This window comes from Streptomyces sp. NPDC001868, from assembly GCF_040297125.1.
Classification (GTDB): domain Bacteria; phylum Actinomycetota; class Actinomycetes; order Streptomycetales; family Streptomycetaceae; genus Streptomyces.
The window spans coordinates 151,768-163,705 of sequence record NZ_JBEOYO010000017.1 but is presented as its reverse complement, the minus strand read 5'-3'; the positions used below and the strand labels follow the sequence as shown (position 1 = coordinate 163,705).

Sequence of the window (11,938 nt, the reverse complement as noted above, 5' to 3'; positions counted from 1 at the left end):
GGGGCCACCCGCCACCATCTGTCCCACTGTCCCGCTGTTCCGCTGTCCCGAGGAGACCCCCACCGATGTCAGACAGCTCGCCACTGCCGCCGGTGCGGCTCCTCCCCGAAGCGGAGTTGGCGCGCGAGGCGCTCGCCACCCCCCTGCTCTCGCGCGCCGCGCGGCTCGCCCGCTGGGCCGGCCCGGACACGCGGGTGGGCGCCGGGGGCGAACTCGTCGACGAGCAGCTGCCCGCCGCCGCCGAGGCGCTCGGGCTCACCGGCGAGGGCGTCGACGGCGACGACGCGGCGGCCTCGGCCAGTGAGGCCTGGCGGGTGGCCGTGGACACCGGGCTCGTCGAGCTCGTGAACCCCGGCGAAGGGGAGAGCGAAGGGGCGGAGGGGACGGTCACCGTGGGCGAGGACCTCGCGCTCCTCACCTCCGGCGGCCCGCAGGACGTCCTCGGCATCTGGCTCACGGCCCTGGAGACCGCCCTCGCCGACGCGAGCGTGCCCGACCTCGACGGCCTCGTCGACGCCATGGACGCCGGCGGCGAGATCGACTTCTCCGAACTGGACTGGGACCCCGAGGCCGAGGCGGAGTTCCTCGACGGCGTGCTCGGCAACCTCTACCTCCTCACCGTCAGCGAGGACGGCCCCGACGGGCCGGTGCCGCTGCCCGCCCTCGCCGCGTCGATGATCGTCCCCGACGACATGGGGGAGCCCACCAACGACGTACTGGAACAGGTCTCGGACGCGATGATGCGGCTCGACGACCAGTTCCGGGTGCTGGAGCCGGTCGGGCTGGTGGAGTACCAGCCCGTGGACGAGGCGCTGATGACGGACGCGGAGGAGGCTGTCGCCGCCGCCGAGGGGCCGGGCGGGCCGGGTTCGCCGGGTTCGCCGGGGGCGCCGGTGGTCGACGACACCGATGTCACGCGGTACGGCATGGTCCGGCTCACCCCGCTCGGGCTGTACGGGATCCGGGCCCGGCTGCAGGAGGCGGGCGTGACCGCGCCCGCGGTCGGGGACATCGTCGACAAGGGCGCGGACGCGCTGCTGGACGGCACCGCCGGGTTCCCGCCGGCGGCGGCCCAGGCCGAGACCGAGCAGTGGCTCGCGCGGCGGGAGCCGCTGGACGCGGCGCGCGAGCTGCTCGCGGCGGCGCGCGGGTCCGACGGGGGCGCGCCGCTACGGCGGCTGCGCTGTCAGCAGGCGCTGTCGCTGGTGGGGACGGTCGCCGAGCCGGCCCTGCGCGAGGTGCTGGACGATCCCGAGCTGGGCGGGCTCGCCCGGGTGTGGCTCACCGAGCGGGGTGCGCTCGATGTGCCCGCGCCGTCCGAGGCGATGGTCTTCTGGCTGACCATCGACACGGTTGCCGCGCAGCTGGCGGCCGAGGGGAACTCGGCGGAGTTGCGGGGGCTGGTGGAGGGGTTGGCCGCGCAGCACGGGGCGTTCTTCGCCGCGGCGTGGCGGGTGGATCACCCTGCCACGCCCGATGTTCTCGAGGCGATGGGGAGGATCCACCCCGACAAGAGGGTGGCGAAGGAGGCCCGCAAGGCGGCGTTCAAGGCGCGGTCGCAGATGGGGCCGGGCGCCTAGTAGCTCGGGGGTGCGAATTCGTCGGCGGGTGCGGGTGCGTCGTGGTTGCTCGCGCAGTTCCCCGCGCCCCTGAAAGCAGGGGCTGCGCCCCGTGCTTTCACCCCGCGGCCCCGCCGCTTTTCAGGCCCGCAGCCTCGCCGTCTCTCAGGCCGGCGGGGCCGTGGTCTTTCAGGCCCGCAGGGGCCTGAAGCTTTTAGGGGCGCGGGGAACTGCGCGAGAAGCCCCACGCACCCGCACCCGCCGACGAACCGAACCCTCCGAGCTGTCAGGTGGGTTCACTGAAGGCGGGAGGCTCCCTTCTCCCCCCGTTCAACCGGCGTTCAAGCGCGAGCGCAACCGTGTCGGCGACACCCGGGTCCGCCCCCCACGGTCAGCCCACCGCACGCAGGAGACAGCATGCCGCTCACCCGCAGGGACTTCGCCAGACGATCCGCGGTCACCGGAGCCGGTGTCGCGCTGGCCGGCAGCGTAGGCGCACTCGCCACCGCGCCGAACGCCCTCGCGTCGACGGACACGGACGCGGACACGGACTCCGACGCACAGACCGACGCGGCCCACGACGCCGCCGGCACCGAGCGCGGGGCGGACCGCCACGGTGGCGTCGGATACGGCCCCCTCGTGCCCGACCCCAAGGGCATTCTGGCCCTGCCCGCCGGGTTCAAGTACCGGATCATCACCTACAGCGGGAAGACCAAGCTGGAGTCGGGCGAGTTCACGCCGGGCAAACACGACGGCACCGCCGCCTTCCCCGGCCCTCGCGGCACCACCCTCCTCGTCAACAACCACGAGCTGAAGGGCCCCCGGGCCAACTGGGAGTTCCCGGTGCCGCTCACCGAGGGACTCGTCTACGACCCGGCGGCGGCCGGCGGCTGCACCGTGGTCGAGGTCCGGCCCGACGGACGCGTCGCCGAGTGGGTCGGCATCGCGGGCACCTCCACCAACTGCGCGGGCGGCAGCACCCCGTGGAACACCTGGCTCACCTGCGAGGAGAACTCCGACCGGGCCGGCGTCAACGGCATGACCAAGGACCACGGCTACGTCTTCGAGGTCGACCCCTGCGACCGCCGCGCCAACCGCGCCCCGAAGCCGCTGAAGTTCTTCGGCCGCTACGACCACGAGGCCGTCGTCATCGACCCCAAGCGTGGCCACGCCTACCTCACCGAGGACGCGGCGGCCCCCAACGGCCTCTTCTTCCGCTGGACCCCGCCCAAGGGATTCGCGTACGGCCCCGGCAAGTTCCGCAAGCTCGCCGACGACGCGGGCGTCCTCCAGGCCCCCCGCTGCTACGACTCCGGCGGCCGGTTCGTCGACGACCTCTCCCGCGCCACGAAGATCGGCACGGTGTACGGGGTCGACTGGATCGACGTCCCCGACCGCGACGCGAAGACCGTCGCCGTGCGCAAGCAGTTCGCGGACACCGAGATCACCCGCGCCCGCAAGCTGGAGGGCATGTGGTGGGGCGACGGCGGCGCGTACATCGTCTCCTCGTACGCCCGTGCGGAGAGCCCCGGCGCCGCGCACGACGGCCAGGTCTGGTTCTACGACCCCAAGCGCCGCACCCTGACCCTGAAGGTCCTGCTCGGCGTCAACCCGGACCCGTCCGTCGACGGCGCCCTCGACGGCCCCGACAACATCACGGTCTCCCCGTACGGCGGCATCGTCCTCGCCGAGGACGGCGAGGGCGTCTCGCACCTGTTCGGCGCCACCGACAGCGGCCGTACGTACCCGATCGCCCGCAACGACCTGAACATCGGCACCGAGGAGGAGCCGGAATACAGCGAGTTCGCCGGCGTCACCTTCTCACCCGACGGAAAGACCCTGTACGCCAACATTCAGACCCCGGGAATCCTGCTTGCGATCACGGGCCCGTGGAAGCGGCACAAGCGCTGACAACCCCCACGGCCACCCCCTGAATTCATTCGTTCGCCCGGCCCGCGGTACGCCTCCTAGAGTGATGCCTGTCCAGGTGCGAAGGCAGGACCTACTTCCACTCATAATGGGGCGGCCGCGGGTTCGAGTCCCGCCACCGGTACCAACACGCCGGTGTAGCTCAGGGGTTAGAGCACCTACGTCGGTTCCGCCGACTTCGATCTCTGGACACCCAAAGCTTCACGCACCTCCCGGTGCGCTCAGTCGATCTCGGGAGGCGCGGCAGATGGTGGGTGCCCGGTGCGCAGGCAGCGGATACTTCGGGAACTGGTGGGGAGAAATCCTCATGCGGGTTCGAATCCCGTCATCGACTCAGGGTCGATGTGGCGGAACGGCAGACGCGCCAGTTATAAGCACCGCAGCCGAATTCGACCTCGGGCACCTTCCTTTTGCCGCGCCTCCCCCTGAACCGAACATTCGACGCACGAAGTGCCGAGGAATTCGGGGGAATTCATCATGGCGCGATTCAACACCAAGGCAACCAGGACGGCCAAGGCACAGCCCACCTCGCGGGTCACCTCGACGGGGCGTGTGCTCCGTACGTACGAGGGCGGCAGGGGCCGCGAGCGGGACGAGCGCTCCGAGCTGTTCCTGCTGTCGATCGCCAACTTCGTCGCGCAGAAGACGTTCTACGAGAGCGGCGAGGACCGGGACGACCGGTTCGCCGCGCTCGTGCGCCGCCTCGCCGTCACCGACCCGGCGTGGACGGCCGGCCTGCTCGGCTGGCTGCGCGGCGAGGGCAACCTCCGTACGGCCTCGATCGTGGGCGCCGCCGAGTACGTGAAGGCCCGGCTCGACGCGGGCGTCACCGACGGCCCGAGCAACCGCCAGGTCGTCGCCTCGGTGCTGCGGCGCCCGGACGAGCCCGGTGAGCTGCTGGCCTACTGGACCTCGCGGTACGGCCGTACGCTCCCCAAGCCCGTGAAGCGGGGCGTCGCCGACGCCGTACGACGGCTCTACAGCCCCAAGTCGCTGCTGAAGTACGACACCGCGTCCAAGGGCTACCGCTTCGGCGACATCCTGAACCTGGTGCACGCGGCGCCGGACCCGGACAAGCCCTGGCAGGGAGACCTCTTCCAGTACGCCCTCGACCGGCGCCACAACCCGGACACGGCGGTCGTGCCCAGGTCGCTGCCCATGCTCGCCGCGCACCGTGACCTGATGGAGCTGCGGCCCGCGAAGCGGCGCAAGGTCGTCACCGGCGCGGGCGGCGCCCGGCGTCTCGCCGACGCGGGCATCACCTGGGAGGCGCTGGCGGGCTGGCTGCAGGGGCCGATGGACAAGGCGGCCTGGGAGGCCGTCATCCCGTCCATGGGCGCCATGGCCCTCGTCCGCAACCTGCGGAACTTCGACCAGGCGGGCGTCTCCGACGAGGTCGCGGCCCAGGTGGCGGCACGGATCAGCGACCCGGCGGAGGTCGCGCGGTCGCGGCAGTTCCCGTTCCGCTACCTCTCGGCGTACCGCCACGCGCCCTCGCTGCGCTGGGCGTACCCGCTGGAGCGGGCGCTCGGCCACTCGCTGGCCAACGTGCCCGCGCTGCCCGGCCGGACCCTGGTCCTGGTCGACCGCTCGGGCTCGATGTTCGGCTCGCGCCTGACCGACCGCTCGTCGCTCAGCTACGCCGACGCGGCGGCGATCTTCGGCACGGCGCTCGCGCTGCGGGCGGCGGACGCGGATCTCGTCGAGTTCGGGAGCACGAGCCGGGTGGTGAGGTTCGACGCGGGCGAGTCCGTGCTGAAGATCATCGGCCGGTTCGGCGACCTGGGCGGCACCGACACCACCGGGGCCGTCCGCCGCCACTACCGCGAGCACGACCGGGTGCTGATCGTCACCGACGAGCAGGCGACCTACAGCCACTACGGCGACCCGACCAGCCAGATTCCGGCCGCCGTACCCGTCTACACCTGGAACCTCGCCGGCTACCGGGCGGGCCACGGCCCCTCCGGCAAGGCGAACCGCCACACCTTCGGCGGCCTCTCCGACGCGGCCTTCCGGATGGTCCCGCTGCTGGAGGCGGCCCGGGACGCCGACTGGCCGTGGGCCGGCTGAGAGGCGGCGGCCCGGTGTCGGCCGCGGCTGACGAACGGGGGTGAGTGTGGCCCGTATCCCAGTGAGGGTACGGGCCACACTCTTGTTCGCGTCCCGTACTGACATCTAACATTTCAGTCCATGGAGGCCATACGACCGGTGAGCCGCACCCTGCTGAGGGACCGTGCTTACCAAGCCATCCGGGACGCCATCGTGGCCGGGGAGATCGAGCCCGGTGCGGTGGTGCGGGACGCCGAGTTCGCCGAGTTGCTGGGGCTGTCGCGGGCGCCGGTGCGGGAGGCGTTCTCGCGGCTGGTGGACGAGGGGCTCCTGGAGAGCAAGCCGCAGAGCTACACCCGGGTCACGCCCGTCGTGGCCGCCGATGTGCGCGACGCCGCCGCCGTGGTCGGCGCCATGCACGAGCTGGCCACCCGGACCGCCGTGCCCCGGCTGTTCGCGGCGGACGTCGAGACGATGCGCTCGGCCAACGAGCGGTTCGCGGCGGCCGTCCGCACGGGCGACGTCGACGCCGCCCTGGTCGCCGACGACGAACTGCACGACGTCCTCGTCCGGGTCAGCGGCAACCGCGCCGCCGCCGCCACGATCGCCCGCTACACCCCGCTCATCCGCCGGCTGGAGCGACGGCGCTTCGGCGAGGGCGGCAACTGCCGCTCGGCCGGACTGCACGACCAGCTGATCGAGGCCTGCGCGACCGGCGACACGGACGAGGCGGTCCGCGTCACGGCGGAGATCTGGCACGGCCTGGCCGCCCTCGTCGACGAACCGGCGGGCGAACCGGCGGACCAGTCGAACGACGGGCGTTCCGGGGCTCCTGGCGACGAGCCCGCCCACGACTACGCCGACGCGCCCGCCCCCGCGCCCGTGCCTGCCCCCGCGCCCGCGCTCGACGCGGACCGCTGATCCGCCCCTCGCCCCGCCGCATCCCGCCCCACTCCACCCCGGGAGGACCCGTGTCCCTTTCTTCCTTCGAGCGCTACCCGCTCCTCTTCGGCCCCTCGCCGGTCCACCCGCTGGAGCGGCTGACGGCGCACCTCGGCGGCGCCTCCGTCTGGGCCAAGCGCGAGGACTGCAACTCCGGTATCGCGTACGGCGGCAACAAGACTCGCAAGCTGGAATACCTGGTCGCCGACGCGCTCGCCCAGGGCTGCGACACGCTGGTCTCCATCGGTGGTGTGCAGTCCAACCACACCCGCCAGGTCGCCGCCGTCGCCGCCCGTGCAGGGCTCAAGTGTGTGCTCGTGCAGGAGAGTTGGGTCGACTGGCCGGACGCGGTGTACGACAAGGTCGGCAACATCCTGATCAGCCGGCTGGCCGGCGCCGACGTACGGCTCGTCCGGGCCGGCTTCGGTATCGGCTTCAAGGAGAGCTGGGAACTGGCGCTCAGGGAGGTCGAGGAGGGCGGCGGCAAGCCGTACGCCATCCCGGCCGGCGCCTCCGACCACCCCCTCGGCGGCCTGGGCTTCGCGGGCTGGGCGTACGAAGTCGCCGAGCAGGAGCGGGAGTTGGGCGTCTTCTTCGACACGGTGATCGTGTGCTCGGTGACGGGGTCGACCCAGGCCGGTATGGTCGCCGGTTTCGCCGCGCTGGAGGAGGCGGGCGGACGGCCGCGCCGGGTGATCGGCATCGACGCCTCGGCCAAGCCGACCGTGACCCGTGAGCAGGTCGCCCGCATCGCCCGGAACACCGGCGAACTCATCGGGCTCAAGCGGGAGTTGACCGTGGCGGACGTCGAGCTGGACGAGCGCTACCACGCCGGGATCTACGGTGTCCCGGACGACGCCACCCTCGTCGCCATGCAACTCGCCGCACGCACCGAGGGCATGATCACCGACCCCGTGTACGAGGGCAAGTCCATGGCCGGGATGATCGACCTGATCGAGCGCGGCGAGATCGGCCCGGAGTCCACCGTTCTGTACGCCCACCTCGGCGGCCAGCCCGCGCTGAACGCGTACAGCGGGGTGATCCAGTGACGCCGGGCGCGATGAAGAGGTGACCGGGGACGACCACAGGCGGATGCGGACGCCCGCACCCGCCTGTCAGGTCACAGCGCCTGGGCCGCCGGCTTCACCATGCCCCTGACCGTGCGGGACTTCACGAAGTCGCCCATCGCGGTCATGTCCCACTCGCCGGAGAACTGCTTGATCAGCTTGGCCATCATCACGCCGGTCTGGGACTCGGCGTTGGTGAGGTCGAAGCGGACGAGCTCCTCGCCGGTGGCGGCGTCGATGAGGCGGCAGTAGGCCTTGGCGACCTCGGTGAACTTCTGACCGGAGAAGGAGTTGACCGTGAAGACCAGGCCGGTGACCTCCTGGGGGAGCCTTCCGAGGTCGACCACGATCACCTCGTCGTCGCCTCCGCCCTCACCCGTGAGGTTGTCGCCGGAGTGCTTGATCGCGCCGTTCACGATCGAGAGCTTGCCGAAGTAGCAGCTGTCGATGTGGTTGCGCTGCGGGCCGTACGCGATGACCGACGCGTCCAGGTCGATGTCCTTGCCCCGGTACGCCGGCTCCCAGCCCAGGCCCATCTTGACCTGCGAGAGCAGCGGGCGGCCGCCCTTGACCAGGGAGACCGTCTGGTTCTTCTGGAGGCTGACGCGGCCCTTGTCCAGGTTGATCTTGCCGGCACCGGGGGCGGGGGCCGCGGGCGGTGCCGGAGGGGCGGGGGGCGCCGGGGGTGCCGAGATACGCGGGTCCATCGCGGGTGCGGGTGGGGCGGCAGGGGCGACGGGCGCGGCGGTCTGTGCCGGAGCCGGGGCCGGGGTGGCGGGCTCCTCCACGCTGACGCCGAAGTCCGTGGCGATGCCCGCCAGGCCGTTCGCATATCCCTGGCCGACCGCGCGGGCCTTCCACGCGCCGTTGCGCAGATAGATCTCCACGATCACCAGGGCCGTCTCCGTGCCCAGCTGCGGCGGGGTGAACGTGGAGATCACGGAGCTGTCGGCCGCGTTGCGGATCGTGGCCGTCGGTTCGATGCCCTGGAACGTCTGGCCCGCCGCGTCCGGGCTGGCCGTGATGACGATCTTCTCGATGCCCGGGGGGACGGCCGTCGTGTCCACCGTGATCGAGTCGGGGGTCGTGCCGCCGCCGGAGCGGTAGGTCACGCCCGGTCCGGTCGGCTGGTTGAAGAAGATGAAGTCGTCGTCCGAGCGCACCTTGCCGTCGGCGGTGAGCAGCAGGCCCGATACGTCGAGCCGCACGGGGGCGGCGACGTCCACCGCGACGCGGGTGACGGGCAGCGGGATGTTCGAGCCGGGGGTCATAGCGGTCATGCCGGGTGAACGATTCAGGCCGCTTTACCGTTCCCTTACCGAGCGCGGGGGAGGGCCGTTCGGGGCTGTCGTGTTCCTTGGGGGTGGTGACTGAGGTCACCTCATGCCTCATGCCTCATGTCTCCAGGCGGCTCAGCGCCCGCATGGCCTCGCGTTCGATGCGGGAAAGCTCGCCGAGGAGGGCGCCGGCGCGGTGGAGGCACTCTTCCTCGCCGGACGTACCGGCCTTCTCGATCAGCGCCGCCACTTCCGTCCACAGGAGGGCCGCCTCGGTGTACAGCGTGTGGCCGGTGCGCAGGTGGCCGCTGTCGAGGAGGTCGGCGCATTCGGCGAGGAAGTCGCGGTAGAGGTTGCGGAACAGGGCCCCGCCGGTGCCGGCCCTCTCCATCAGCATCGCGGCCTGCGGCAGGTCCCGCTCCGGGGTGTCGGTGCGCTGGAGCCAGGTGCGCACCAGCTTGCCGGCCTTCTCGATGCCCCGGTGGCCCAGGTTGGCGATGGGCGGGTGGAGGAAGGCGTCGGCGCAGGCGGTGATGGCGGGAACGATCCGGCTCCGCGGGGTGGGCGGGTTCTCCGGAACGGTGAGGGTGAAGGAGCGGTGCCGGGCGCTCATCGGGCCCCGTGCGGCCCTGGCCAGGGCGAGGCCGGTGAGGCTGGTGGACACCGCTCCGCCTTGCTGGTCGGTGTCCACGAGATGGGCGTGGTGGTCGTCGTAGCCGTACATGGCGACGACATGGCCGCCGAAGTGCACCTTCGATCCGAAGTAGTCCAGGTGGTAGCTGTCGAGCTGGAGTCCGACCGGGTGGCCGGCGTCGATGGGGCCCTTCACGTTCTCCCAGGCCCTGCGGGGCGAGCCGGTCTCCCTGACCAGGAGGTCCAGGCCGAGCCCGGCGGCCAGATTCCTGGTGAGTTCGAAGGGTTTGACCCGTCCTCCGAGGAAGGGGAAGTCCATGCTCTTGCTGTCCCAGTAGATGAAGGACAGGCCGGAGCCGAGGCCGAAGAGCATGGGCTCGGACAGGTCGAGGCCCTGGTGCCGCAGCAGCACTCCCAGCGCCGTGGTCTCGCAGTGTCGCGTGGCGCGAGTGTCGATGCCCTTCACTTCGGTCATGCCGTGTCCTCCTCGGTCGGCGGTGGTCAGACCCGGGTGACCTGGGGGCCCCGCAGGGAGTAGCGGTGGGCCTCCGAGGCCGGGAGCAAGGTGCTGGTGACGATCGCGTCCAGGTCGCCGACCTCGGCGAACCGGCAGAAGCTGACCGCGCCGAACTTGGTGTGGACGCCCGCGAAGACCGTACGCCGGGAGGCGCGGATCGCCTGGGCCTTGACCTCGCCGACGGCCGGGTCGGGGGTGGTGAGGCCGTGGTCGCGGGTGATGCCGTTGGCGCCGATGTACGCCAGGTCGATGACGAAGCCGGCCAGCATCCTCGTCGTCCAGTGGTCGACGGTCGCGAGGGTGCCGGGGCGCACCCGGCCGCCGAGCAGCAGCACGGTGGTGTTGCCGGCCTCCGCGAGCGCGCCCGCGGTGGCGAGGGAGGCGGTGACCACGGTCAGCGGGCGGTCCCGGGGCAGTGCCTCGGCGATGAGCTGAGGGGTGAAGCCCTCGTCGACGAAGACCGTCTCCGCGTCCCCGAGCAGCTCGGCCGCCGCGGCGGCGATCCGGCGTTTCTCGGGCACCTGGCTGGTGGCGCGGAAGGCGAGCGTCGTCTCGAACCCGGCGCTCTCCACGGGATACGCCCCGCCGTGCGTGCGGCGGACCAGCCCATGGTCCTCCAGGGCGCGCAGATCACGCCGTACGGTCTCCTTGGCGACGCCCAGTTCGGCGGCGAGTTCGGCGACGTCGACCGCGCCCGTGCGGCGGGCGGCCCGGACGATCTCGCGTTGCCTTTCCTCCGCGTTCATGGCCGACACCTGCTCTCCCTCGCCGTGGTGCTGCCCGTTCGGGCCCTGTGGGGCCCCGATGGCAGTTCTACAGCGAGCGTGCCCGCATACGGGAGCGGACGGGCCCGTTCGGTGCCCGCCCGCTCCTTCTCGTACGCCGCTACGGCCCTCGTTTCCCGTGCGGCGCACGAGCCCTTGGTGTCTGCCAGTACGGCTGGTGTCTGTCAGTACGGCCAGATCGGCGGGTCGCTCACGAAGTGGCCGCCGAGGTTGGCGTGGGCCACGTTCCCGGGGTCCAGCTCGCCCTGTTCGGCGATGAGTTTCTCGGCGTACGGCTCGGAGTCGTCCTGCGGGTCGTAGCCGAGGGCGCGGGCGGTGGAGAGGTCCCACCACAGGCGGGTGTTGGCGGAGGAGCCGTAGACGATCGTGTGGCCGACGTGCTCGGCGGTCAGGGCCGCGTGGAAGAGGCGGGCGCCGTCGGCCGGGCTCATCCAGAGGGAGAGCATGCGGACGCTGGTGGGCTCGGGGAAGCAGGAGCCGATGCGCACGGAGACCGTCTCCAGGCCGTGCTTGTCCCAGTAGAGCTGGGCCAGGTCCTCGCCGAAGGACTTGGACAGGCCGTAGAAGGTGTCGGGGCGGTGCGGGGCGTCGATCGGGATCAGCGGATCGTCGCCCTGTGGGCGGGGTGTGTAACCCACCGCGTGGTTGGAGGAGGCGAAGACGATCCGCGGGACGCCCTCGGCGCGGGCGGCCTCGTACAGGTTGTACGTGCCCTCGATGTTCGCCTTGAGGATCTTCTCGAAGGAGGCTTCCAGGGAGATGCCCGCGAGGTGGATGATCGCGTCGACGCCCCGTACGGCCTCGCGCAGGGCTTCCTTGTCGGCGAGGTCGGCCGTGATCGCGTCCGGCGCGCCCTCGACGGGCAGCAGGTCCAGGAGGCGTAGCTCGTAGCCGTGGGCCGGGAGCAGGTCCCGCATCAGGGTGCCGAGTCCACCGGCGGCGCCGGTGAGCAGAACGGTGCGGGGAGCGGGCATCCGTGGATCTCCTTGCATCGCCATCGCCAGCCGTGCACATGGGCGTCCGACATTCACATTCATGGACACGCTAGGGAGTGTGGGTCCCGTGCGTCAAGTGTGACGCCGAGGTGTGAAATTGCTGGTGCGGCGCGGGTTGTCCGGCTTGACCGGCCGCCAGGAGGCGCCTTAGCGTGCTCTTGTTCAGAAATGTAAACACTGATCAG

General features: G+C 71.6%; 8 protein-coding genes and 1 pseudogene. 5 read left to right on the top strand and 4 right to left on the bottom strand.

The genetic code is table 11. The features are described 5' to 3' along the window. The first annotated feature begins 65 nt into the window (after positions 1-65). The 5 genes and pseudogenes from ABT147_RS21585 to ABT147_RS21565 all read left to right on the top strand — a co-directional run bounded on the left by ABT147_RS21585 (position 66) and on the right by ABT147_RS21565 (position 7,528). On the top strand, positions 66-1,580 hold the full coding sequence (locus ABT147_RS21585) for a hypothetical protein (protein WP_351408464.1): 1,515 nt from the start codon (positions 66-68) through the stop codon (positions 1,578-1,580). A gap of 396 nt (positions 1,581-1,976) precedes the next feature. Beyond that, a complete protein-coding gene (locus ABT147_RS21580; RefSeq protein ID WP_351408462.1) occupies positions 1,977-3,470 on the top strand; it encodes an alkaline phosphatase PhoX in 1,494 nt (497 codons plus the stop codon). Between the two features lie 495 nt (positions 3,471-3,965). Beyond that, positions 3,966-5,558, top strand: coding sequence for a TROVE domain-containing protein (locus ABT147_RS21575; RefSeq protein WP_351408461.1), 1,593 nt, complete (start codon positions 3,966-3,968; stop codon positions 5,556-5,558). A gap of 120 nt (positions 5,559-5,678) precedes the next feature. Beyond that, a pseudogene (locus tag ABT147_RS21570) lies at positions 5,679-6,317 on the top strand (GntR family transcriptional regulator); the annotation flags it as partial. Positions 6,318-6,508: 191 nt separating this feature from the next. After that, positions 6,509-7,528: a 1-aminocyclopropane-1-carboxylate deaminase gene (locus ABT147_RS21565; RefSeq protein WP_351408459.1), complete on the top strand. Its 1,020-nt coding sequence runs from the start codon at positions 6,509-6,511 to the stop codon at positions 7,526-7,528. A gap of 71 nt (positions 7,529-7,599) precedes the next feature. Here the strand turns inward: ABT147_RS21565 and ABT147_RS21560 are convergent, their stop codons facing one another. The 4 genes from ABT147_RS21560 to ABT147_RS21545 all read right to left on the bottom strand — a co-directional run bounded on the left by ABT147_RS21560 (position 7,600) and on the right by ABT147_RS21545 (position 11,732). Continuing rightward, the gene (locus ABT147_RS21560) at positions 7,600-8,817 is read right to left on the bottom strand and encodes a TerD family protein (protein WP_351408509.1); all 1,218 of its coding nucleotides are present in this window, start codon (positions 8,815-8,817) and stop codon (positions 7,600-7,602) included. Between the two features lie 124 nt (positions 8,818-8,941). Further along, the gene (locus ABT147_RS21555; protein WP_351408457.1) at positions 8,942-9,931 is read right to left on the bottom strand and encodes a BtrH N-terminal domain-containing protein; all 990 of its coding nucleotides are present in this window, start codon (positions 9,929-9,931) and stop codon (positions 8,942-8,944) included. Positions 9,932-9,957: 26 nt separating this feature from the next. Beyond that, the gene (locus ABT147_RS21550) at positions 9,958-10,719 is read right to left on the bottom strand and encodes a DeoR/GlpR family DNA-binding transcription regulator (protein WP_351408455.1); all 762 of its coding nucleotides are present in this window, start codon (positions 10,717-10,719) and stop codon (positions 9,958-9,960) included. A gap of 203 nt (positions 10,720-10,922) precedes the next feature. After that, entirely contained in the window at positions 10,923-11,732 is an 810-nt protein-coding gene (locus ABT147_RS21545; RefSeq protein ID WP_351408453.1) for an NAD-dependent epimerase/dehydratase family protein, read from the bottom strand. Between the last annotated feature and the right edge of the window lie 206 nt (positions 11,733-11,938).